The 21,182-nt window shown below is 72.0% G+C and carries 21 protein-coding genes and 1 tRNA gene; 15 read left to right on the forward strand and 7 right to left on the reverse strand.

What is annotated here, in order from left to right:
• Positions 1–42 precede the first annotated feature (42 nt).
• The 12 genes from AMPC_RS07650 (at position 43) to AMPC_RS07705 (ending at position 12,066) form a co-directional block, all read left to right on the forward strand.
• Positions 43–1,692 (forward strand): thiamine pyrophosphate-binding protein, encoded by a 1,650-nt coding sequence (locus AMPC_RS07650; protein ID WP_248345555.1) that lies wholly within the window; start codon positions 43–45, stop codon positions 1,690–1,692.
• A gap of 24 nt (positions 1,693–1,716) precedes the next feature.
• Complete coding sequence (locus AMPC_RS07655) at positions 1,717–2,271, forward strand: isochorismatase family protein (protein WP_248345556.1); 555 nt, start codon at positions 1,717–1,719, stop codon at positions 2,269–2,271.
• A gap of 159 nt (positions 2,272–2,430) precedes the next feature.
• Positions 2,431–3,183 carry a sensor histidine kinase gene (locus tag AMPC_RS07660; RefSeq protein WP_248345557.1) on the forward strand — a complete coding sequence of 251 codons (753 nt, stop codon included), beginning with the start codon at positions 2,431–2,433 and terminating at the stop codon, positions 3,181–3,183.
• Between the two features lie 54 nt (positions 3,184–3,237).
• A tRNA-Pro gene (locus AMPC_RS07665) sits at positions 3,238–3,314 on the forward strand.
• Between the two features lie 102 nt (positions 3,315–3,416).
• On the forward strand, positions 3,417–4,298 hold the full coding sequence (locus AMPC_RS07670; RefSeq protein ID WP_248345558.1) for a TIR domain-containing protein: 882 nt from the start codon (positions 3,417–3,419) through the stop codon (positions 4,296–4,298).
• 363 nt (positions 4,299–4,661) lie between these two features.
• Positions 4,662–5,051 (forward strand): hypothetical protein, encoded by a 390-nt coding sequence (locus AMPC_RS07675; RefSeq protein WP_248345559.1) that lies wholly within the window; start codon positions 4,662–4,664, stop codon positions 5,049–5,051.
• The gene (locus tag AMPC_RS07680; RefSeq protein WP_248345560.1) at positions 5,048–6,418 is read left to right on the forward strand and encodes a KGGVGR-motif variant AAA ATPase; all 1,371 of its coding nucleotides are present in this window, start codon (positions 5,048–5,050) and stop codon (positions 6,416–6,418) included. The genes AMPC_RS07675 and AMPC_RS07680 overlap by 4 nt, the downstream gene beginning before the upstream one ends.
• 14 nt (positions 6,419–6,432) lie before the next feature.
• Positions 6,433–7,860, forward strand: a complete 1,428-nt coding sequence (locus AMPC_RS07685) for a hypothetical protein (RefSeq protein WP_248345561.1) — start codon at positions 6,433–6,435, stop codon at positions 7,858–7,860.
• Between the two features lie 618 nt (positions 7,861–8,478).
• Positions 8,479–9,915, forward strand: coding sequence for a hypothetical protein (locus AMPC_RS07690; RefSeq protein ID WP_248345562.1), 1,437 nt, complete (start codon positions 8,479–8,481; stop codon positions 9,913–9,915).
• 134 nt (positions 9,916–10,049) lie between these two features.
• Positions 10,050–10,634: a DUF2239 family protein gene (locus AMPC_RS07695; RefSeq protein ID WP_248345563.1), complete on the forward strand. Its 585-nt coding sequence runs from the start codon at positions 10,050–10,052 to the stop codon at positions 10,632–10,634.
• 129 nt (positions 10,635–10,763) lie between these two features.
• On the forward strand, positions 10,764–11,045 hold the full coding sequence (locus AMPC_RS07700; RefSeq protein ID WP_248345564.1) for a hypothetical protein: 282 nt from the start codon (positions 10,764–10,766) through the stop codon (positions 11,043–11,045).
• A 106-nt stretch (positions 11,046–11,151) separates the two neighbouring features.
• Positions 11,152–12,066 (forward strand): DMT family transporter, encoded by a 915-nt coding sequence (locus AMPC_RS07705; RefSeq protein WP_248345565.1) that lies wholly within the window; start codon positions 11,152–11,154, stop codon positions 12,064–12,066.
• Between the two features lie 38 nt (positions 12,067–12,104).
• Here the strand turns inward: AMPC_RS07705 and AMPC_RS07710 are convergent, their stop codons facing one another.
• Positions 12,105–12,473, reverse strand: a complete 369-nt coding sequence (locus AMPC_RS07710) for an immunity 8 family protein (protein ID WP_248345566.1) — start codon at positions 12,471–12,473, stop codon at positions 12,105–12,107.
• Between the two features lie 236 nt (positions 12,474–12,709).
• Here AMPC_RS07710 and AMPC_RS07715 point away from each other — a divergent pair, with 236 nt between their 5' ends.
• A complete protein-coding gene (locus tag AMPC_RS07715; protein ID WP_248345567.1) occupies positions 12,710–13,003 on the forward strand; it encodes a hypothetical protein in 294 nt (97 codons plus the stop codon).
• A gap of 52 nt (positions 13,004–13,055) precedes the next feature.
• Here the strand turns inward: AMPC_RS07715 and AMPC_RS07720 are convergent, their stop codons facing one another.
• Together AMPC_RS07720 and AMPC_RS07725 are read right to left on the reverse strand one after the other, a co-directional pair.
• Positions 13,056–13,565 (reverse strand): hemerythrin domain-containing protein, encoded by a 510-nt coding sequence (locus AMPC_RS07720; RefSeq protein ID WP_248345568.1) that lies wholly within the window; start codon positions 13,563–13,565, stop codon positions 13,056–13,058.
• Positions 13,566–13,608: 43 nt separating this feature from the next.
• Positions 13,609–15,558: a multicopper oxidase family protein gene (locus tag AMPC_RS07725; protein ID WP_248345569.1), complete on the reverse strand. Its 1,950-nt coding sequence runs from the start codon at positions 15,556–15,558 to the stop codon at positions 13,609–13,611.
• Positions 15,559–15,789: 231 nt separating this feature from the next.
• Between AMPC_RS07725 and acuI the strand changes: the two genes are divergently transcribed.
• Complete coding sequence (gene acuI / locus AMPC_RS07730) at positions 15,790–16,767, forward strand: acrylyl-CoA reductase (NADPH) (RefSeq protein ID WP_248345570.1); 978 nt, start codon at positions 15,790–15,792, stop codon at positions 16,765–16,767.
• 21 nt (positions 16,768–16,788) lie between these two features.
• Here the strand turns inward: acuI and AMPC_RS07735 are convergent, their stop codons facing one another.
• Both AMPC_RS07735 and AMPC_RS07740 read right to left on the reverse strand, forming a co-directional pair.
• Positions 16,789–17,052: a hypothetical protein gene (locus tag AMPC_RS07735; RefSeq protein ID WP_248345571.1), complete on the reverse strand. Its 264-nt coding sequence runs from the start codon at positions 17,050–17,052 to the stop codon at positions 16,789–16,791.
• Positions 17,053–17,058: 6 nt separating this feature from the next.
• Positions 17,059–17,484, reverse strand: a complete 426-nt coding sequence (locus AMPC_RS07740) for a response regulator (protein ID WP_248345572.1) — start codon at positions 17,482–17,484, stop codon at positions 17,059–17,061.
• Positions 17,485–17,653: 169 nt separating this feature from the next.
• Here AMPC_RS07740 and AMPC_RS07745 point away from each other — a divergent pair, with 169 nt between their 5' ends.
• A complete protein-coding gene (locus tag AMPC_RS07745; protein ID WP_248345573.1) occupies positions 17,654–18,088 on the forward strand; it encodes a response regulator in 435 nt (144 codons plus the stop codon).
• A 4-nt stretch (positions 18,089–18,092) separates the two neighbouring features.
• Here AMPC_RS07745 and AMPC_RS07750 read toward each other — a convergent pair whose 3' ends face one another.
• Positions 18,093–19,388, reverse strand: a complete 1,296-nt coding sequence (locus AMPC_RS07750) for an ABC transporter ATP-binding protein (RefSeq protein WP_248345574.1) — start codon at positions 19,386–19,388, stop codon at positions 18,093–18,095.
• Positions 19,389–19,401: 13 nt separating this feature from the next.
• Positions 19,402–21,138, reverse strand: a complete 1,737-nt coding sequence (locus tag AMPC_RS07755) for an ABC transporter permease (protein ID WP_248345575.1) — start codon at positions 21,136–21,138, stop codon at positions 19,402–19,404.
• Positions 21,139–21,182: the final 44 nt, after the last annotated feature.

Consider the following 21,182-nt stretch of genomic DNA (forward strand, 5'->3'; position numbering starts at 1 on the left):
TGCCCTCAGGCGCGCGGGGCCTTTCTGCGTTAGAGCGGTCGCATGGCGACCCTCACCGGCGGGCAGCTCGTCGCCCGCATGCTCCGGCGCGAGGGGGTGACGACGGCCTTCACCCTCCCCGGCCTCCACGTAGCCCCCATCTACGCCGGCTGCGTGGACGAGGGCATCCGGCTGGTGGACACCCGGCACGAGCAGGCGGCGGGCCACGCGGCCGACGCCTGGGCGCGGCTCACGCGCGGCGTCGGCGTGGCCATCGTGACCGCCGGGCCGGGCGTCACCGACGCAGTCACCGGCGTCGCCAACGCCTGGGCCGCGTGCTCGCCGCTCCTGCTCCTCGGCGGCGCCGCGCCCAGCTTCAACCAGGGGCGCGGCTCGCTGCAGGAGATGCCGCAGACGCAGCTCTTCGCCGGCATCTCGAAGTGGAGCGACCGCGTCCCCGCGCCGGAGCTCGTCCCGAGCTTCCTCGCGCGGGCCTTCCGCGTCGCGCTCGCGGGCCGGCCCGGGCCGGTGTTCCTCGAGCTCCCGTGGGACGTGCTCTCGAACGGCGCCGACGAGGCGCTCGCCGACGAGCTGACGGGGTACCGCACCCGCGCCCGCAGCCCCGGCGACCCCGCGCAGGTGGAGGCCGCGCTCGCCCTCCTCTCGCGGGCCGAGCGCCCGGTGATCGTGGCCGGCTCGTCCATCTACCAGGACGACGCCGCGGCGCCGCTCGCCGCGCTGGCGGAGCGGACCGGGATCCCCGTCTACCTCAACGGCATGGCCCGCGGCTGCCTGCCGCCCTCGCACCCGGCGCTCCTCCAGCTCTCGCGGAAGGACGCGCTCGCGCAGGCCGACCTGGTGCTCGTGGTCGGGACCCCGCTCGACTTCCGGCTCGGCTACGGGACGCCGCCGACGTTCGCGCCGGGCGCAAAGGTGGTGCAGGTGGACCTCGACGCCGCCGAGATCGGCCGCAACCGCCCGATCGAGGTCGGCATCGTCGGCGACAGCCGCAGCGTGCTCGCGGCGCTCGCGGCCGGCGCGCCGCCGCGGGAGGGCGGCGCCTGGCTCGCCGCGCTGCGCGAGAAGGAGGCGGAGCGCGCGCTGCGGCAGCGCGCCTTCGAGGAGAGCGCGCAGCGCCCCATCCACCACTTCCGCCTGGCGCGGGAGCTCGACGCCGCCGCCCGCCGGGCCGGGGACGTCACCTTCGTGGGCGACGGCGGCAACGTGGTGGCGGTGGCGGCGAAGGTGCTGCGGGTCGAGCGCCCCGGGCGCTGGCTCGACCCCGGGCCCCTCGGGTGCCTCGGCGTCGGGGCGCCCTTCGCGCTGGCGGCGAAGCTGCTCGCGCCCGACCGGCCGGTCTGCGTCGTCCAGGGCGACGGCGCGTTCGGCCTGAACGGGATGGACTTCGAGACCGCCCTCCGCTTCCGGCTGCCGATGGTGGTGGTGGTCGGGAACGACGCCGCCTGGGGGCAGATCCTCATCCCGCAGCGCAACCTCTATGGGGACGATCATTCGCCGGCGACACGGCTCGCGCCGACGCGCTACGATCGGATCGTGGAGGCGATGGGCGGGGCCGGCGAGCACGTGGACGACCCCGCAGAGCTCCCCGCCGCGCTCGACCGCGCCTTCGCCTCCGGCACCGTCTACTGCGTGGACGTGGCCATCGACCCCGAGGCGGCCGCCCGGAGCGGCGCCGCCGGTTACGCCGTCTAGAACGAACCCGCCGAAGGAGCGCCCATGTCCGCCATCCGCCTCGACCCCGCCCAGGCCTGCGTCCTCGTCGTGGACGTCCAGGAGCGGCTCTGCACCGCCATGCCGCAGGAGCCGCTCGCGCAGCTCGTGAAGTACGCGCGCGCCCTCGCCGGCGCGGCGAAGGAGCTCGGGCTCCCGCTGCTCGCGACCGAGCAGTATCCGAAGGGGCTCGGCGCCACGCTCGGCGCGCTCCGCGAGGTGCTGCCGGCGCAGCCGCTCGTGAAGAGCACCTTCTCCTGCGCGGCCGACCCGGGCTTCGCCGCCGCGCTCGAGGCCACCGGGCGCAGGCAGGTGATCCTCGCCGGGATGGAGACGCACGTCTGCGTGTTCCAGACCGCCCGCGACCTCGTCGAGCGCGGCTACCAGGTGCAGGTGTGCGCCGACGCGGTCACGAGCCGCTTCGAGGTGCACCGCGCCACCGGGCTCGAGCTCTGCCGCGCCGCCGGCGCGGTGGTCACCACCGCCGAGACCGCCATCTTCGACCTCCTGCACGCCTGCGGGACGCCGGAGTTCAAGAAGGTGTCCCCGCTCGTCCGTTAGGCAGAGCCTGCCGGGGGTCGGGAGCCGGTTGGATGGGGTGCGCGCGTTGCGACGTGGACCGCGCGTGCCCATCTCGCCCGCATGCTGCGCGGCCCGAGACACGAGGCGATTCCGGACCCGGCGCGGGACGAGCGCTGGGACCGGCTCGAGAACGCCGCCGTGAGCGCCGCCACCCGCGAGCTGCGCCGGGCGGCCGGCGCGCTCGAGCGGCGGAGCGCGGAGCGGGCCACCGCGCTGGAGCTCGAGCTGCGCCGGCGGGACGAGTTCCTGGCGGTGGCGTCGCACGAGCTGCGGACGCCGCTCTCCGCGCTCGGCCTCTCGCTCGAGACCCTGCTCCAGGCCGGCGAGCGGCTCGCCCCCGCGGAGCTCACGCGCCGCCTCGAGCGGGCCATCCGGCAGTGCCAGCGGCTGCAGCGGACCGTGGAGGAGCTCCTCGGCCACCCCGGTCAGCCCGAGGAGGCCGGGCTGCAGCCCTGCGACCTGTGCGAGCTGGCCCGCGAGGCCGTGGAGCAGTGCGCCGCGCTGCTCGAGCGGGCCGGGTGCGCCGTGGAGGTCCGCGCCGCCCGGCCGGTGGTCGCGACGCTCGACCCGTGGCGCATCGGCCGCGCCCTCACCAACCTGCTCGTGAACGCCGCGCGCCACGCGCCCGGGGCGCCGGTGGAGGTGGCGGTGGACCGGCGCGGGTCGAGGGCGGTGGTCGCCGTGAGCGACCGGGGGCCCGGCGTGCCCGCCGGCGAGCGGGAGCGAATCTTCGAGCGCTTCGTGCAGCTCTCACCCGAGCGCGGCGGCTTCGGGCTCGGCCTCTGGATCGTGCGGCAGATCGCCGACCTGCACCGCGGCCGGGTGGTCGTGGAGCCCCGACCCGGCGGCGGCGCCCGCTTCGTCCTGGCGCTGCCGGCGGCGGTCCCGTGAATCGGGTTGACCCGCCGGGTTTCGGGATGTTAGGTAGCGGGTCCCTGTCGTCATCGGGGCGTAGCGCAGCCTGGTAGCGCACTTGCTTGGGGTGCAAGTGGTCGCTGGTTCAAATCCAGTCGCCCCGACCATCTAAGGGCCCGTCACCCCAAAGTTTTTTGGTGACGGGCCCTGTTTCGTTCTGACGATAAGATGCGTTCCCCGCCCCACCGGCTTCTTCTACGGAGAGCAGGATGGCGAAGAAGAGCAACTCCAGGCCCGCAGAACCAGAGCGCCCACCGGAACTGACAGTCACCCGAGGGGAAGCCGCAGCCAAGCTCGGTGACCGCATCACGAAGGGGCGGGCCCTCTCCCAGAACTTCTCCCTACAGTCGGAGCCGGACGCTGAGGGCTGGCACGAGTACAACAAACTCCTACTGACCCAGCTCTTCACGAACGCGAGCGTTTCGGAAGAATACTTGTACGCCGGGCGTAGCCCCGTCCTCTTCCTCTCGCGAGGTGAAAGTCCGCGGGAGCGACAGAATCGACTTGGTCAGCTGGTAGCCGACAGAACCAACTGGATTCTATCTCTGAGCGGCCGACTTGAGCTCTACAAAGAACCGCCCCGTTCCCCCTCTTCCAGCACAGGCAGCGCATCGACTGGGCGTGAAGTCAGGCAGATACCTCGAACGGCCTTCGTCGTCCACGGGCATGACCTTGGCGCCCGGGAGGCGACCGCTCGCCTTCTCGAGCAACTCGAGGTCAAGCCGATCGTCCTGCACGAGCAGGCCAACCAGGGGAGAACGATTCTAGAGAAGTTCGAGACGCACGCCGATGCAGGGTTCGCGGTTGTGCTGCTCACGCCGGATGATGTGGGGGCTCCTGAAGATGCGCCCGGGGACGAACTCCGACCGCGAGCTCGACAGAACGTGATCCTCGAACTCGGGTTCTTCTGGGGGAAGCTCGGCCGAGAGCGCGTGTGCGTCCTGTACAAGCCTGAAGTCGAGGTACCTTCCGACTTAGGTGGTCTCGTCTACGTTCCGTTCGATGATGGTGGGGCTTGGCGGTACAAGCTCGCCGAGGAAATCGACGCTGCCGGGATTGCCATCGATTTCAACCGTCTTCGAAGGTCCTGACCCGAAGCAATTACAACGACCTTCTGGGCAGGGGCACATTGACTAAGTTGCCCTCGTTCGCAACCCGCCCAACCTTTTGGCAGCCCGAACCCTCCGATGGGCGCGAGCGACGTCCGCCGCGACGCCGGGAGCTTCTACACGGTGGTCGAGCGCGTGAAGCTTGCGGCTCGATCCTGCGGCGTACCTGCCCTGAGCCGCGACCCCTGCGAGCGGGTCCCCTCGCGGCACGAACTCCGCGCAACGGCTGAGCCGCTGATCGCCCCCGCGCCCTCACGACACGGAAGACGGGCCGCGGGGAGGACTCAAGACTACACGAAGTCCCGCGCTGCGATGATTTCTGGTACACAAGCGCCAGGGCGAAAGATGGCTTACAGCATCGACATGCGTGGAGCAGCGCGTCGACACCTCGACGCCGCCGACAAGTTGGCGCTCGCCCAGCGAGAGGACGTGGCTGGATATCTATACGGCATCGCGGCTGAATGCGCAGTGAAGGCTATGGCGCAGACGTTGCCCTGTGCCCGCGACAAAGAGATCCTGATGGCGCATTTCCCGGACCTTCGGACACTCCTTCGCGAAGCGCTAACGGGAAGAACGGCAGTGCCACTCCTGCGGATTCTCGAGAACGACGCGTACCTGAACGAGTGGGAGATCCGCGTGCGGTACGCGCCGTCGAGAGAGGTTCGGAATAAGCCTCTGAATGGCTGGGCGGAGCAAGCACGCCGGACCGTTAACATGATGGGGGAGTTCGCATGAGCGCGCCTCTGGTTCGCTTCGATGATGCGCTCCCGTTGCTCGCGCGAGAGATTGCTGCGACGCTCGGCGCAGAGCAACTCGCTGCTGGGATCGTGCTGCGGGACGCAACTGGACGCCTTGCGTTCTTCTCCCGAAACGACATCTCACCCGTTTCCGCCGAAAACCTTTCCGCACGCCTCCGGGCCGTGCTCGGGCCCTACGCGCGACCGGAGCGCGTCCTCGTTGATCCGCGCGCCACCGGAGCCGAGGCGATCCTAGCGGACTCCCGGACTACTCGTGTCATCGCCGGCGAGCACTCGATCCGGCTGATCGATCGCCGTATCGTAGGCGCCGATTGGGTGCGGTCACCCGCGCCCGCCGCAGAGGGACCACCCCGGTTCGTTTTCGCAAGTTTGAAGGGGGGCGTGGGGCGCTCGACCGCGCTTGCCGTGGCCGCCGCCGAGGTGGCCAGAGAGGGGCACAGTGTCCTTGTCATAGATCTCGACCTCGAGGCCCCTGGGCTTGGCTCCCTCTTACTTAGTGCCGAGACACTCCCCGAGTTCGGAACGCTCGACTACCTTGTCGAGAGAAAAGTGGGAGTGCCCGACGATGGGTTCGTCGCGGATCTCGTCGGCCCCTCGAGGGTCCCAGCGGGGGGGCGGATCGACGTCGCGCCGGCCTTCGGCCGGAGATCGCTTGAGCATCCCGGCGACGTTCTGGCGAAGATCGGTCGAGCGTACCTGGAGACAATTGGGCCTGAAGGTGCGGTCGCTACCGTCTTCGACCAGATCCGCGAACTTGTGGATCGCCTAGTGGATAGGGCTCGCTACGACGCTATTCTAATAGACGCGCGCGCGGGGCTGCACGAGACCACTGCGGCCTCGGTATTGGGGCTGGGCGCCGAGGTCTTCCTCTTCGCGCTCGACGAGCCTCAAAGCTTCGACGGCTACTCCACCCTCCTCGCGAGTTTCGCTCAGCTCGCCCCGCCGGGCGCCCCGCTCCCTGAATGGGCAGACCGTTTGACCCCTGTCCAAGCTAAGGCTCCCGCAGACCCCGCTCGGCGCAAGGAGTTCAACCAGCGTTGGCAGGACCTCGTCATGCGGGTAGGTCCGTCGCGACCGGCCGCCGAACTCGGCGGAGAGATCCAAATTCCGGAGGGGTTCACTGAAGTGCCATGGGACGACGAATCCACGCCCGACGAGGAGGTCGTGCCTGTGGACCGGCCGCTTATGCAGCCGATCGCGGTCCTCAGCGATGCGCGATATGTTGCTTTTGACCCGTTGCGCCGGCGCGAACAGGTAGACGAGAAGCTCTACTCGGCAACGTTCGGCGACCTGCTCCGTCGCGTCGGTGCCGCAGTGGAATCCAGGGGCGAAGAGGCACCTTGAGCGTAGACTTCGACATGGGCGCCATTCGCGAAGCCATCGCGCACCTGCCGGCGGACGTCTCTTCCGACGCGCACGGTGTTCAGGCTCCTACGTTGGAGGAACTCTTTGCGCCACCGAGTCACTCCGCGGCGCTCGACCCGGCAGCATCGGTCGTGCAGGGAGCGCGCGGCGCGGGAAAGAGCTTCTGGGCTGGCGTGCTCGCTAAGCGGCCTTTGCGAACCGCAGCCGCAACTGCCTACCCGCGCCTGGGCCTCGATCGCACCGAGGTCGAGTTCGGATTCACCGGGCTCCCGGGTCCGGAGGGGCTCGACCGCGAAAAGCTGGACTCCATCCTTCCGGAGCGCACGGACGCAAGTTCAGCCCGCATTTTCTGGTGGGCGACCGTCCTTCGTGCCCTGGAGCGCGCCTGCGGGCGTGAGAAATCGCTGAGGGAGTTGTTGCCGATTGCCGAGGACGTGGAGGCGCGTGAACGCCTCATCGAACATAGTTCTCGGGAGCTCAAGAACCAAGTACTGCTTGTCGTCTACGACGCGCTCGATACAGTGGCATCCTCGTGGCCGCGCCGCCGCATGCTGACGCAAGCGCTACTTGAAGTGGTCTGGGCCATGCGGGCGTGGAAGACTATTCGTCCCAAGGTATTCGTCCGCCCCGACCAGCTTGAGGACGACGCTCTTCTGTTCGTGGAGCTTCCGAAGATTCGCACAGGCGCCGTCCGGCTCACTTGGAGCGGAGCCGATCTATACGGCCTTCTATTCTCCCGCCTCGCACTTGGCGAGGCGCGCAAGTCTTTCTTCGCATTGCTGCGTGCACTCGGGCTGCCGACTGCGACGCGAGAGGAGATTCTTGCGCGCCGATGGCAACTTGCGACAAGCGAGGATAGCCAGCGCGAACTGATGAAGGCCTTGGCTGGCCGATACATGGCGTCGGGTCCGCACGGCTACAAGAAGGGCGACACCTACGATTGGCCACTGAAGCACCTCGCAGACGCCCTCAACGAGGTGACCCCCCGCAGCTTCCTTGGGCTCGCAATCGGGGCGTCCACGTTCGGGGACCCACCCCCCAATCGCGTGTTCACCCCCGATGGGATTCGGCATGGCTTGCGGCGGGCATCGAAGACACGGGTCGATCAACTCCATCAGGAATTTCCGTGGATCAAAGGCGTCCTTGCCCCTCTCGCAGGACTCCTGTTGCCACAGGAGGAGGCTGTCGTCTTTAAAGCGTGGAAGCGGGCTGGCACGGTCCAACGTGCGATTAAGGATGCAGCAGCGAAGGGATATTTGCCGCCGTTCGCGCGAGGAGACGACGAGGACGAGCCGGCGTTATTTGCGGCCATGCAGCGAATTGGCGTCATGTCCCGCCGTGACGACGGTCGGCTGGATATGCCGGACTTGTTCCGGGTCGCAGCGAAGCTGCTGAAGAAGGGCGGCACCGCTCCCATCTGAGCGGCTGCCCGCCTCAATTCCACACCGAGAAATGGACGCGGGAGCAGGCTAGTAGCCGCGAGGGCGCTTGCAGGACGAGAGGAGCCGCTGCTCCGAATTAATTCGGCGAGGTCCAGGTTCTGCTCAGCGATCCGGATGATGTGCGCCGAAATCCGGGCATACGCCATCCGTCTCGCAGAGCCCGTCGATGGTCGCAGTCGATGCACCAAGCCGGGCGGCCTCTTCCACCGAAAGAGATGCGAGCCCCGTTCTCCTGATCGCGATCTCCTGCATTTACGGTCGCATTAGTTGTCTCAGCTCGGGAATTCCTCCTCGTTGCGAATACCTGCAAGGACGTGACGGCTGCTTCCCTTTGAGCGGTACAACTCGCGGCGCAATATGGTCGCTGGTTCACATCCGTCCGTAGTCATCCCGTTGACGCGCTCCCTACTTTACGGTTCGTCGACCGCCGTCGCCGAGTCCTGGGTTGCGCTCCGTGTGTCGAAACCGCGAGGCCCGCACGGGGTGCCCCGCCCCCTTCCGTCGCTCCCCCCGATGCCTCGTTGAGATCCCTTCCCGAGGAGCGTCCGATGACTCCACACGGTCGAGCCGCCTCGGCCGCGGACCGGGGGGGCGCTCATGTTCGGACGATGCGGGAAGCTGGTGCTCTCGTCGCTGCTCGCCGCGGCGCCGCTCCTGGGGGACGCGCAGTTCACCACGCTCGGGAGCCAGGACGGCATCTCGGTGGAGGCGCACGCCCTCAACGACCTGGGCCAGGTCGCCGGGACGGGGAGGCGCGCCGTCCTGTGGCGGGCCGGGACCCTGCTGGACCTCGGCACGCTCGGCGGGAGCTGGAGCTCGGCCAGCGCGCTCAACGACTCGGGGCAGGTGGTCGGCGTGAGCGAGACCGCCACCGGCGCGTCGCACGCCTTCCTCTGGGAGTCGGGCGCGATGCAGGACCTCGGGACGCCAGGCGGCGCGTCCAGCTCGGCGGTCGCGGTCAACGACGCGCGCCAGGTCGCGGGCAACGGCACCACCGCCGGCGGCGCGTCGCACGCCTTCCTCTGGAGCGCCGGCACCCTCACCGACCTCGGCACGCTGGGCGGCGCCTCGAGCGCGGCGACGGCCCTCGGCGCGGCCGGGCAGGTGGTCGGCGAGAGCGCCACCGCGACCGGCGACACGCACGCCTTCCTCTGGCAGGCGGGGACCATGCTCGACCTCGGCACCCTCGGCGGTGCCACCAGCCGCGCCACCGCGGTCAACGCGGCCGGCCAGGTGGTCGGCGACAGCACCACCGCCACCGGCGACACGCACGCCTTCCTCTGGCAAGCGGGCACGATGCTCGACCTCGGCACCCTCGGCGGCACCACCAGCCGCGCCACCGCCGTCAACGCGGCCGGCCAGGTGGTCGGCGAGAGCGCCATCGGGCCGCCCGAGGTCGCCCGCGAGGGCGCCGTCTCGGGCGAGACGCACGCGTTCCTCTGGCAGGCCGGCACCATGCAGGACCTGAACGCGTTCCCGCTCCTGGCCTTCCCGTACCTCGCCCCGTACTCGGGCGCGACCGCGGTGAACGCCCTCGGCGAGGCCACCGGGCTGAGCCGCTTCGCCCCGCACACCTACCACTCGATCCGCTGGGGCCTCGCCGGCCCGATGCAGGACGTCGGCACCTGCTCCGGCACGCCCCAGGGCAGCAGCCAGGGCGTCGCCATCAACGACTTCGGCCAGATCACCGGCTCCTGCCCGCCGATGCTGGGCTCCTTCTTCGCCGACGTCTCCAGCGCCGCGAAGGCGCAGCGGCTCACGATCTTCTTCGAGCGGATGGTCGCGATGGGCGCCCTCACCGGCCTCGGCCCTGATAGCGTCGCCGGAGCCCGCATCGCCGCGCTGGGAGGGATGATCGGGTCCGTCGAGGGCCTCGTGGCGCAGGGCCAGCTCCTCGACGCCTGCCAGCCGCTGCACGACGCCGCGCTGCGGATGGACGGCCGGCCCCGGCCGCCGGACTTCGCGACCGGCCCGGCGCTCCCCCGGCTCCGGGCGCTGATCGGCAACCTCCAGGGCGCGCTCGGCTGCGATTGAGCCGGGGCGATCACCTCCGACGGCCGCCAGGGCCGCCCGCGCCGGGGGGCGGCGCCTGGAGCGCCCGGCCCGGCGCTCGGACTTTCTACCCGGTTCTTATTGACCGCCCCATTACGTCCGGGTAAAACACCGCCATGCCAAACGAGACGACGTACGTGGCCTTCGCCGGCCCCCGCCGGGTCGCGGCCGGCTCCCTGGCGGAGCTCCTGCCGGCGCTGAAGCAGCGCTTCGACCTGGACCGCTCGGAGCTGGTGCTGGTGTTCGAGGTCGAGACCGGGCGCCAAGTGGACTTCGACCTGCGCGGCACGCTCGAGGAGGTGCTCGAGCGCGCCGGGGGATCGCCCCGGCGCGGCCCGGGCCGGCCGAAGCTCGGCGTGACCAGCCGGGAGGTGTCCCTCCTGCCCCGCCACTGGGAGTGGCTCGAGCGGCAGCCCAGCGGCGCCTCGGGGGCGCTGCGGCGGCTCGTCGAGCACGCCATCCAGCACGAGCCGGGCAAGGAGCGCGCCCGGCGGCTCCGCGAGGCGCTGAGCGGCTTCCTCTCGAGCGTCGGCGGCGACCGCCCCAACTACGAGGAGGCGTGCCGCGCCCTCTTCGCCGGCGACACCGCCCGGTTCGAGGCCCTGCTCCAGCGCTGGCCGAAGGACCTCCGCGAGCACGCCGTGCAGCAGGCCCGCGCGGCGGCCGCGGCCGAGGAGCGCTCCGGCCCGGCGGCGACCTGATCGTCGCGGGACGGGCTCCGGGCGGGCGAGGACGTTCCCCGTTCGCCGCGATCGCGAGTCCTTTCGCGCCTTCCCGCCCCCGCCGCGCCCTCCGTGTAACGTCCGGCCGCCTCGGGGGTCTTCTCCCGCATGACCAGGCCGACGAGCTCTCGGGTGATCCTGCTGGCCGGCGCCGGGGCGAGCCGCCGGCGCGTGCGGGAGCTCTTGCGGTGGACGCGCGCCCTCGTGCCGGCGGTGGTGCTCGTGGCGAGCCCGGGCGACGCGAGCGCCCGGAGCACCGGCGAGGACGGGATCGAGCTCAACGCGGAGAGCATCGCCTCGGGCCCGCTCGCGCTCGCCCACGCCCTGGTGCGCGCGGCGGGCGCGACGTCCGCTCCCGACCGCCCCGATCCCGACCGCTCCGAGCCGTAGCGCCGGGGCGCCGCCCCTCGCCGCGCCCCTTCCCCGCCCCGCCCGCCCCCAGTACACTCCCGCGCCCCGCCCGGCCCTCCGGCCGCCGCGCGCGCCTGGGAGATCCGTGACCGCCACCCGCCGCCCCATCGACGGCTTCGCCGCCGCCCTCATGCTGCTGCTCTGCGCGATCTGGGGCGCGCAGCAGGTCGCCATCAAGCTCGCCGCCGCGGACGTCGCCCCGATCATGCAGGCGGCGATCCGCTCCGGCGTGAGCGCGGCGCTGGTGGCGCTGTTCAGCCGCGCGCGCGGCGAGCGGCTCTCCTGGCGCGACGCCACGCTCGCGCCGGGCCTCGTCGCGGGCGCGCTCTTCGGCGTCGAGTTCCTGTTCGTCGCGGAGGGGCTGCGCCACACCACCGCCTCGCGCATGGCGGTCTTCCTCTACACGGCCCCGGTCTTCACCGCGCTCGGGCTCCACCTCCGCCTCCCGTCGGAGCGGCTCCAGGGGCGGCAGTGGGTCGGCATCGCCGTCGCGTTCGGCGGGATCGCCCTCGCCTTCGCGGGGAAGGTGCGAGGCGGCCTCGCGCCGGAGCTGCTCCTCGGCGATGCCTTCGGCGTGCTCGGCGGCGCGGCCTGGGGCGCCACCACGGTGGTGATCCGCTCCTCCGCGCTCTCCGAGGCCCGCCCCTCGCAGACGCTGCTCTACCAGCTCGGCGGCGGCTGCGTGCTGCTCCTCCTGCTCGCGGTGCTCACCGGCCAGGCGGGCCACGTCGCGCTCACGCCCACCTCCGCCGCGAGCCTCGCCTTCCAGGGCGTGGTGGTCTCCTTCGCGAGCTACCTCGCCTGGTTCTGGCTCCTGCGCCGCTACCTCGCCTCGCGCCTCTCGGTCTTCTCGTTCCTCACGCCCATCTTCGGCGTCACCTTCGGCGTGCTGGTGCTCGGCGAGCCGCTCACGCCCGCGTTCCTGGGCGGGGCGGCGCTGGTGCTCCTCGGCATCCTGCTCGTCAGCGGGCTCCCGCGCCGCGCCGACGCTCGCGGCTGAGCCAGCGCAGGTCCACCTGGCGCGGCGTGGCGCCGGGGCTACCTCAGCCCCACCACGTTCTCGTCCCGCCCCTCCCACTCGGCGATCCGCCCCACCTGCCGCGCCAGCTCGGGCCAGGTCGCGGCGGAGCAGGCCTCCACCTGCCGGGCCAGGAACGCCTTCAGGCGCGGGTAGTCCCACTCGAACACGATCAGCAGGCCGTGGCCGAGGACCGTGCCGGCGCGACCGTGCCGCGCCTCGAGCCACCGCGGCGTGACCACGAGCAGCTCGAACCGCTCCCGGCCGCGCGCCCCGAGCACCCCGACCTCGAGCACCACCGGCACGGCGAAGTCGTCCGGCACCTCGGGAACGAACCGGGCCAGGTCCTCGATCTCGTCGCTCCGCAGGCTCTTCAGGCGAGCGCGCATCGCCTCACCGAATAGGCGCACGCCCGCGTCCGCGCAACGAGGGACTGCGCGCCGGGGGGAAGGCTCGCTCGCCCTGGTGGCGCCAGCCCGCCCGGCCAGCCCCCCCGCCGCGCGGCCGAACGGGTCCCGTCCACGCCGCGGCGCTTGCGGATGGGCATCTTGCGAGCCAGCGCGGGCGAGGCGAGCGCCTCCCCGCGCGTGCCGGTGACGCTCCAGGTACCGTGAAAGGCGAACCCATGACGCTCAAGCAGCTGACCCTCGCGCTCCCCCTGCTCGGCACGCTCGCCCTCGGCCTCCCGGCCCGGGCGGCGGCCCCGTCCAACACCGACCTCCCCCGCAGCATCGGCGAGCTCATGAAGATGAAGCCGATGGAGGTGATGCACCTCATGGACCCCGACAAGAAGGGGATGGTCACGAAGGAGCAGTACCTGAAGTTCTTCGAGGACCTCTGGAACCGGATGGATCAGGGGCAGAAGGGCATGGTCATGAAGGACGCGTGGATGAGCGGCTACTCGGCCCGCAACAAGTAGCCGTTCGCTGCCTCGCGCCGAAGGACCGGTCGCGCCGCGGTCTCTCGCCGACTCACGCGGTCTGGCGCGCCGAGAGCGCCAGCGCCTCGGCCGCCGTCCGGCAGGCCCGCGGCCCGTCGTAGTACTTCGCCACCTTCACCGCGGGGTAGGCGCGGCACCGATCCAGGAGCGCCTCCGCGACCGCGTCCGGCAGCGCGCCCGAGAGCGCGTAGAGCCCGCCCTCGTCCTCCTCCATGGCGTCGTGCGGCTCGAGGATGGAGAGGAGCTCGGTGACGAGCTCGCGCGTCGGCGTGGGGACGAGCAGGGAGGCGATCGCCCCGTGCTCCACCCGTAGCCGGCGCGCCATGGGCGGGGGCCCGCCGAGCCGCTCGCGCAGCGCCGGGAGCAGCACCTTCTCCTCGAGCGCGATGTGGCGGAGGAGCCCGGCCCGGAACGGCGCGAACGCCGCGAGGTCCACCGGCCCCGCGCCCGCGACCGAGCGGTCGAGCAGCCGCTCGAGCCGCCGGTGGTCCGCTACGAGGAAACGCGCGATCCGCTCCGCCACGGCGACGCCCTCCGTCAAGGGTAGGTTAACGGAGGGGTCGCCGCGGCGCAGCCCGCCGCCGCTAGGGAGCGACGACCTCGAACGGCCGCATCATCGAGTGCTCCTCGTGCGCCAGGATGTGGCAGTGCCACATGTAGACGCCCTTGCGATCGAAGCGGGCGCGGATGCGCACGTAGCCGCCCGGCGGGACGCGGACCGTGTCCTTGAGCCCGGCCTCGGTCGGCGCCACGGCGTAGGCGGCGTCGAACCCCGGATCAGCGGGGTGCTTCCCCTCGGGATCGGTGTCCTTCTGGAAGCCGTTCGGCGCCATCACGCCCATGTCGCCGCCCGCCGCCGGCCGGTAGGCCAGCGGGTCGAAGGCGCCCTTCTCGACGACCTCGTAGGCCACGAGGTGCAGGTGGATCGGGTGCATGTCCACCGTGGTGTTCACGATGTACCAGTCCTCCACCGTGCCGAGCCGCGGCAGCTCGGTGATGGGGTCCATGAAGCGCAGCCCGTTCAGCCGCAGCTCGTGGCGGGGGATCGCCGAGGGCGCCTGCGTCGGATCGTAGAGGTCGTAGACGTCGGAGAGCTCCTGCAGGTCCACGATGCGCGTGCCGTCGGGCTCGGGCAGCGGCGCGTGCGCGCGCGGCGCCGCGGGCACGGCGCTCGTGTCGGCGCCGGCGAGCGGCTTCGTCACCCGGAACTGCATCACCTTGCCCACGGTGTTGGCGTTGAAGTTCGCGGGATCGCCCATCGGGTACGGCGCCGCGGCGTCGTTGCGCAGGACGATGGTCTTCCCGGCGAAGCCGGAGAAGTCGATGATCACGTCCGCCCGCTCGCCGTTCGCGAGCAGGAGCCCGCGATCGTCCGGACCGTCGCCGAGCGGCACCGCCGCCGGCAGGAGCCCGGACTCGGCGCCGATCTGGACCAGCTGCAGCCCCGGCTGCGGCCCCTGTCCCGCCACCTCCAGCCAGAGGTTGAAGAAGCGCGAGTCGGCGCCGTTCAGCAGGCGGAAGCGGTACTTCCGCGGCTCCACCTCGAGGTACGGCCAGACGACCCCGTTCACCACCACCGTGTTCCCGTAGGTCTCCGGACCCGACGAGTACATCGGGTTCCCCTTGGGATCGAGGAGCGGCCCGTGCGTGTAGGTGCTGTAGAGCGGATAGCTCGCGTAGGAGAGCGAGCCGTCGTCGTTGAACGACTTGTCCTGCAGCACGAGCGGCACCTCGTAGGCGCCGGAGGGGAGCCCGAGGGCCGCCTCGGCGTCGTCGCGGAGCAGGTAGTAGGAGGCGAGCCCGGCGTAGACGTTGAGCCGCGTGACCCCCATCGCGTGGTCGTGGAACCAGAGGGTCGCCGCCTCCTGGCTGTTGTCGTAGGTGTACTGCACGCGATCGCCGGCCGGCCCGCCCATGCCGTTCGCCGCCGCCTTGGGGTCGTTCGAGAACCAGAAGAGCGGGTTGCCGTCGAACTCGGCGGCGACGTGCCCGCCGTGGAGGTGTGGAACGAGGCGGATCTCCGGCACGTCCCAGCCGGCGCCGTCGATGGTGTGGTCCACCGGGAAGAGGTGGTGCGCGAGCGGCGCGCCCGCCGCGTCCACGAGGCCGTTCACGTAGGTCACCACCACCGGCCGCCCCGAGCGCGCCTCGATGGTCGGCCCGAGGTAGCTCGTGTCGTAGCCCCAGGAGGTGGTCTTCACCGGCTTGCCGGTGACCGGATCGAGGAAGGCGCTGCCGTCGAAGCGCCGCAGCCCGAAGTCGTGCACTCCCTGCACGGCGGTCACCACGTAGCGGTCGGAGCCCGGGGTGGTGGTCGTGTCGGGCTGGCGAACGGGGATGATCGGGAGCGGCACCAGGAACTGGCCGATGGCCTCCGGGTCGAGCGGGCGCTGGTCGAGCCGGGGGGTGCCGCCGTCGCCGGCGACCGTCCCGCCCTGGGTGGTGGTGGCCGGGGCCGAGCTGCCGCCGCAGCCCCAGAGCCCGACGGCGGCGGCCGCCAGGAGGAGAGGGAGCGCGCGAGTCGAAAGGGTCATGTGGGTGATTCCCTCCTCGTCGAAGCAGGGTTGCATCGAACGGGGTAGTCCTTTCACCCACCATGAACGGTAAGCGAACGCTTCGGCCAGGATTCGTCGGGGCTCCAATGACCATGGTACACGCGCGGATCCCGCCGTTCGAAAGCCCGTCGCCGCGCCGGCCCATCGACGACTTGAGACCGCCCGCCGCGGCCGGTACAAACGGGCCCCTCCCCCGCCGTGAGGTCGCGCATGTTCCAGGGCCTGCTCCTCGAGAAGGATCCCCAGTTCCACGCCGCGGTGCGCGAGCTCCCCGACGACCTCCTGGGCGAGGGCGACGTCACCGTCGCCGTCGAGTACTCCACGCTCAACTACAAGGACGCCCTCGCCATCCGCGACCGCGCCCCCATCGTGCGGAGCTGGCCCCTCGTGGCGGGCATCGACGGCGCCGGGACCGTGCTCGAGAGCGCGAGCCCGGCGTGGAGGCCCGGCGACCGGGTGCTCGTGAACGGCTTCGGGGTCGGCGAGAGCCACCCCGGCTGCCTCGCCACCCGGGCGCGGCTCCGCGGCGAGTGGCTGGTGCGGATCCCCGACGCCTTCACCTCGCGCCAGGTGATGGCCATCGGCACCGCCGGCTACACCGCCATGCTCTGCGTGCTGGCCCTGGAGCGGCACGGGCTGCGGCCCGGAGACGGCGAGGTGCTCGTCACCGGCGCCACCGGCGGGGTGGGATCGGTCGCGGTGGCGGTGCTCTCGCGGCTCGGGTACGCCGTGACCGGCTCGACCGGGAAGGCGGACGAGGCCGCCTACCTCGAGCGGCTCGGCGCGAAGCACGTCCTCGATCGTGCCGAGCTGTCGAAGCCGGGCAAGCCGCTGCAGAAGGAGCGCTGGGCGGCGGTGGTGGACTCGGTCGGCAGCCACACGCTCGTGAACGCCCTCGCCCAGACGCGGCGCGGCGGCGCGGTGGCCGCCTGCGGGCTGGCGCAGGGGGCCGACCTGCCCGGCACCGTCCACCCGTTCATCCTGCGGGCCGTGGCGCTGCTGGGGGTCGAGAGCGTCACGGCGCCGCTCTCGCTCCGGCAGGAGGCGTGGGGCCGGCTCGCGCGCGACCTCGACCCCTCGCTCCTCGAGACCATGGTGCAGGAGCTGCCGCTCTCCGGGGCGGTGGACGTCGCCGAGCGGCTCCTCGCCGGGAGGATCCGCGGCCGGCTGGTGGTGAAGACCGCCTGACGGCGCGCCGGAGGCCCGGGCTCAGTTCGCCCGGGCGAGCTGCTCGATCTGCTCGCGGTGCGGCTCCCCGAGCACCGCGCGCGCGAAGGCCACGCCGGCGCGCTTCGCCTCCTCGCCGTCGGTGAAGGCGGCGGCCCGCATCACCGCGCGCCCGTTCGAGAGCCGCACGCAGAGCGTGTACCGGCCGGCGGCGTACTGGCGGACCTCGAGCAGCGGTGGGTCGCCCGGAGCGCCGAACGCCGCCGTCCACGTCTGATCCACCCTCACCCACTCGGCCACGTTCACCTCGGGTCAACGTCCCGCGAGGTGCGATGATACCTTTCCGGGGCGATTGCGCAATTTCGGCGGCGGCAGCGCGCCGACGCGCACCAGGGTGGCGCGGAGCTGCTCGGCGCCGAACGGCTTCGCGAGGACCTCGTCCACCCGCGGCAGCGGCGCCCGCCGCGTCAGCCCGGTCATGATGACGATGGGGATGCGGGTGAGGCGCGAGACCCGCCGCAGCCTGGCCACGAAGTCCCGGCCTCCCATGCGCGGCATGAGGACGTCGAGCAGGATCGCGGCCGGGCGAGGTCCCTTCGAGAGGAGCCCCAGGGCCTCCGCCCCGTCGGAGGCGAGCACCGGCTCGAGGCCGTACCCCTCCAGGTGATCCGCGACCGCGGCCCGGAGGATCGGATCATCGTCCACCACCAGCACACGCTTGATGATCCGGGCGGCCATTCTCGGAGACAGGTTAGGCCGGCCTCCCGCGGCCGAGGACCCCCCCTCGGCAGGTGCGGTCCGCCTGCCCTGCCCGCCTGCCCCTTCCAGGACCGCTCCCACGAGGGCCTCATCGGGAACGTCTTGGTTTTTCCGGGGGTCGTCGCAATGTTCTCGGTCGAGGAACGTCATGCACGCGGAAGCACCCATGTCGGACGTCACCAACCCCATCCCGCCCTCCGCGGTCGAGCCTCCCCAGGTCCGGGCCGACCCGCGCATCACCATCCTCCTCGTCGAGGACAACGACGACATCCGCGGGGCGCTGGCCGAGTGGCTGGAGCTCGAGGGCTACCACGTCGTCACGGCGTCCGACGGCGAGGAGGGGCTCGAGCGGCTGGAGGAGGGCATCGAGCCGCGCGCCATCGTCCTCGACCTGATGATGCCGCGGATGGACGGCTGGACCTTCCTGCAGCGGCTGCGGTCCGACCCCCGCCACGCCGATCTGGGCGTGATCGTGACGAGCGCCATGGCCTCGCCGGAGCCGCCCGAGGCCAACACCACGCTCGCGAAGCCGTTCGAGCTCGGCGACCTGCGCCACGCCCTCACCCGGATCGTCTCGAACTGACCGGCTACAGCCCGAGGGTGCCGCTCTCCTCCTCGTAGGAGAAGAGGTCGCCGAAGCGCGCCCAGTCCACGAAGACGTCGAACAGGGCGTCGTAGTTCTCGCTCGGCATGTGCAGCGCCAGGAGCTCGAGCACGAACTCGCGCTCGAGCCGGTGCGACGGCTTGCGCTCGAGCGCCTCGTGCACCTGCCGGAAGAGCGCCAGGGCGAGGATCCGCTCCCGCCAGATGGCCTTGCGCGCCTCGGGGCTCGCGGTGACGAAGCGCCGGCCCCCCGCGGCGAGGGAGACCATCCGCTTCGGCGTGTCCACGAAGTCGAGCAGCTCGGCCGCGTTGACGACGGCGATGGTCCGCCCGTACTCGCGCCCGGTGTCGTTCGCGATGCGGAACACCTCCTCGCGGCCGCCGCGGGCGTCGAGGTACTCGAGCAGGCCCACCACCTCGCCCGGGTGGACGCTCGGGATGTGCTCGAAGGCGGGGCCGGCGGCGGTCTCCGGCAGGTCGGGCATCTCGGCGCCGGTGATGGCGTCGTGCAGCCGGTCCACGAGCCGCAGGAGCTCCGGCGAGCGGTAGTCGCGCGGGCGCGGCAGCCGGTTCTCGACGATCTGCCGCACCCGCCCCGGGTTGGCGCCGAGCAGCACGATCCGGTCGGCCATGTAGACCACCTCCTTGATGTCGTGGCTGACCATCAGGATGGCCGACGGGTGGCGCCCCTTGGCGGCGAAGATGTCGAGCACCTCGGCCCGGAGGCTCTCGGCGGTGAGCGCGTCCACCTGGCTGAACGGCTCGTCCATGAAGAGCAGCTCGGGCTCGAGCGAGAAGGCGCGGGCCATGCCGACGCGCTGCTTCATGCCGCCGGAGAGCTCCCGCGGGTAGGCCTCCTCGAAGCCGGCGAGCCCCACGGTCCGGATCGCCTTCTCGGCGCGGGCCACGAGCTCGTCGCGCGGCAGCCCCTTCGCCTCGAGCACCGCCTCGACGTTCTCGCTCACCGTCATCCAGGGGTAGAGGGCGAAGCTCTGGAAGACGAAGCCGACCCCGGGGTTGAGGCCCGCGAGCGGCCGGCCGTGGTCGAGCACCAGGCCGCGGGTGGGCCGGGTGAGGCCGGCCAGGATCCGCAGGATGGTGGACTTGCCGCAGCCCGACGGGCCGAGCAGCGCCACCACCTCGCCGGCCCCGACCGAGAGGCTCACGTCGTCGAGCACGCGGAGCGGCGGCCCCTGCGGCTGCGGGAACTCCTGGGTCACGTGCTCCAGCGCGCAGAGCGCGGCGGGGTCGGCGGCCTGGGCGGCGGTCTCGGGGGCCATGCGGTCCTCGCTCTCAGCGCGTCAGCGCGAAGCGATCCTCGGAGAGCCGGTGCAGCCGGCGCCAGACGAGGCGGTTGAAGGCGACCACCACGAGCGACATCACGAGGAGGCTCGCGGCGAGGGCCGGGAAGCGCGCCTCGGCGGCGGCGAGGCTGACGCGGGCGCCGAGCCCCTCGGTGGCGAGGCTGCGGCCGCCGTGGGTCACGTACTCGGAGACGATGCTGGCGTTCCAGGCGCCCCCGGCGGCGGTGATCCAGCCGGTGACGAGGTACGGGAAGACGCCGGGGAGGTAGAGCTTGCGGAAGCGCTGCCAGCGCGAGAACCGGTAGAGGCGGGCCGCCTCGCGCAGGTCGGCCGGGATGGCGCTCGCCCCGGCCACCACGTTGAAGAGGATGTACCACTGCGTGCCGAGCAGCATGAGCACCACGCTGCCGAGGCCGAGCCCCACCCCGGCGGCGGTGAGGAGCGCGACCGCCGCGGGGAAGAGCATCGGGGCCGGGAAGGACGCCACCACCTGCACCACCGGCTGCAGCACGCGCGAGAGCCGGGGCGAGAGCCCGATGGCGAGCCCGGCCGGCACGGTCCAGAGCGTGCCCAGCGCCGTCGCCGCGAGCACGCGCAGGAGCGTGAGGAGCGCCGCGAGCGCGATCCCGCCCCACTCGGCGGCGGGGAGGCGGCGCAGGAGGAGCACCATCTCGAAGGCCCCGGCGAGCAGCACCGCGAGCAGGACCGCGAAGAGGCCGGCCGAGAGCGCGGCGGCGCCCCGCGTCCTCGGCCCGGCGGCGCCGCGCGGGGCGGCCGGCGGGGGGCGCCGGCGGGGCCGGGCGAGGGCCCGCAGCGGCGCGCGCAGCAGGTGGAGCAGGCGCGAGCGCTGGAGCAGCTCGAGGAACCACGAGCGCATCTCCTCCGCCTGGCCCGAGTCCTCGGCCCGGAACTTCTGCGACCAGACCACCACCGGGCGCCAGAGGAGCTGGTCGAGGAGCACGATCATCGCCGCCATCGCGCCGATGGCCCAGAGCATCGCCGTCCGGTCGCCAGCCGCCGCGGCGGCGCTCATGTACGAGCCGAGCCCGGGGAGCCGGAAGTCGCGGTCGCCGAGCTGGAAGGCCTCGCTCACCATGAGGAAGAACCAGCCGCCCGCCATGCTCATCATGCTGTTCCAGACGAGCCCGATGGTGGCGTAGGGCAGCTCCACCCGCCGGAGCCGCTGCCACCAGGAGAAGCGGTAGAGCGTGGCCGCCTCCGAGAGGTCGCGCGGGATGCTCCGGAGCGAGTAGTAGAAGCTGAACGTCATGTTCCAGGCCTGCCCCGTGAAGATCATCAGCACCGCCGCCAGCTCCAGGCCGACGTTGCGGTGCGGGAACAGGGCCACCAGCGCGAGCACGAGGCCGGGCATGAACCCCAGCACGGGGATGCTCTGCAGGATGTCGAGCAGCGGGATGAGCACCCGCTCGGCCATGCGGTCCCGGGCCGCCCAGTAGCCGTAGGCGAGCGTGAAGCCGAGCGAGACGGCGTAGGCGGCGAGCCCGCGCGAGAGCGACAGGAGCGTGTAGCGGGGCAGCGCGGCCGGGGACAGGTCGATGCGCGCCGCCGGCTCGAGCACGCCCGTCCACTCCTGGGCCAGGTGGACGAGCCCGTACACCGCGCCGCCCAGCGCGAGCAGGAGCAGGAGGTCCACCGCCCCGAGCCGCCGGGAGCGGTCGAGGAAGGCGATGGCCTGCCCCCAGAAGGTCGAGAAGCGTCGGGTCACGTGGCTCCGTGGTGCGCGGAGGGCGAGCGCTCGCCCGGCTCCAT

The sequence above is a fragment of the Anaeromyxobacter paludicola genome (assembly GCF_023169965.1).
Taxonomy (GTDB): Bacteria; Myxococcota; Myxococcia; order Myxococcales; family Anaeromyxobacteraceae; genus Anaeromyxobacter_B; species Anaeromyxobacter_B paludicola.

Excerpts from the sequence above, each read along its gene's own strand:
- AMPC_RS07650 (WP_248345555.1), top strand. The coding sequence starts at position 43 with ATGGCGACCCTCACCGGCGGGCAGCTCGTCGCCCGCATGCTCCGGCGC.
- AMPC_RS07655 (WP_248345556.1), top strand. The coding sequence starts at position 1,717 with ATGTCCGCCATCCGCCTCGACCCCGCCCAGGCCTGCGTCCTCGTCGTG.
- AMPC_RS07670 (WP_248345558.1), top strand. The coding sequence starts at position 3,417 with ATGGCGAAGAAGAGCAACTCCAGGCCCGCAGAACCAGAGCGCCCACCG.
- AMPC_RS07675 (WP_248345559.1), top strand. The coding sequence starts at position 4,662 with ATGGCTTACAGCATCGACATGCGTGGAGCAGCGCGTCGACACCTCGAC.
- AMPC_RS07680 (WP_248345560.1), top strand. The coding sequence starts at position 5,048 with ATGAGCGCGCCTCTGGTTCGCTTCGATGATGCGCTCCCGTTGCTCGCG.
- AMPC_RS07685 (WP_248345561.1), top strand. The coding sequence starts at position 6,433 with ATGGGCGCCATTCGCGAAGCCATCGCGCACCTGCCGGCGGACGTCTCT.
- AMPC_RS07690 (WP_248345562.1), top strand. The coding sequence starts at position 8,479 with ATGTTCGGACGATGCGGGAAGCTGGTGCTCTCGTCGCTGCTCGCCGCG.
- AMPC_RS07695 (WP_248345563.1), top strand. The coding sequence starts at position 10,050 with ATGCCAAACGAGACGACGTACGTGGCCTTCGCCGGCCCCCGCCGGGTC.
- AMPC_RS07700 (WP_248345564.1), top strand. The coding sequence starts at position 10,764 with ATGACCAGGCCGACGAGCTCTCGGGTGATCCTGCTGGCCGGCGCCGGG.
- AMPC_RS07710 (WP_248345566.1), bottom strand. The coding sequence starts at position 12,473 with ATGCGCGCTCGCCTGAAGAGCCTGCGGAGCGACGAGATCGAGGACCTG.
- AMPC_RS07715 (WP_248345567.1), top strand. The coding sequence starts at position 12,710 with ATGACGCTCAAGCAGCTGACCCTCGCGCTCCCCCTGCTCGGCACGCTC.
- AMPC_RS07725 (WP_248345569.1), bottom strand. The coding sequence starts at position 15,558 with ATGACCCTTTCGACTCGCGCGCTCCCTCTCCTCCTGGCGGCCGCCGCC.
- acuI (WP_248345570.1), top strand. The coding sequence starts at position 15,790 with ATGTTCCAGGGCCTGCTCCTCGAGAAGGATCCCCAGTTCCACGCCGCG.
- AMPC_RS07740 (WP_248345572.1), bottom strand. The coding sequence starts at position 17,484 with ATGGCCGCCCGGATCATCAAGCGTGTGCTGGTGGTGGACGATGATCCG.
- AMPC_RS07745 (WP_248345573.1), top strand. The coding sequence starts at position 17,654 with ATGCACGCGGAAGCACCCATGTCGGACGTCACCAACCCCATCCCGCCC.
- AMPC_RS07750 (WP_248345574.1), bottom strand. The coding sequence starts at position 19,388 with ATGGCCCCCGAGACCGCCGCCCAGGCCGCCGACCCCGCCGCGCTCTGC.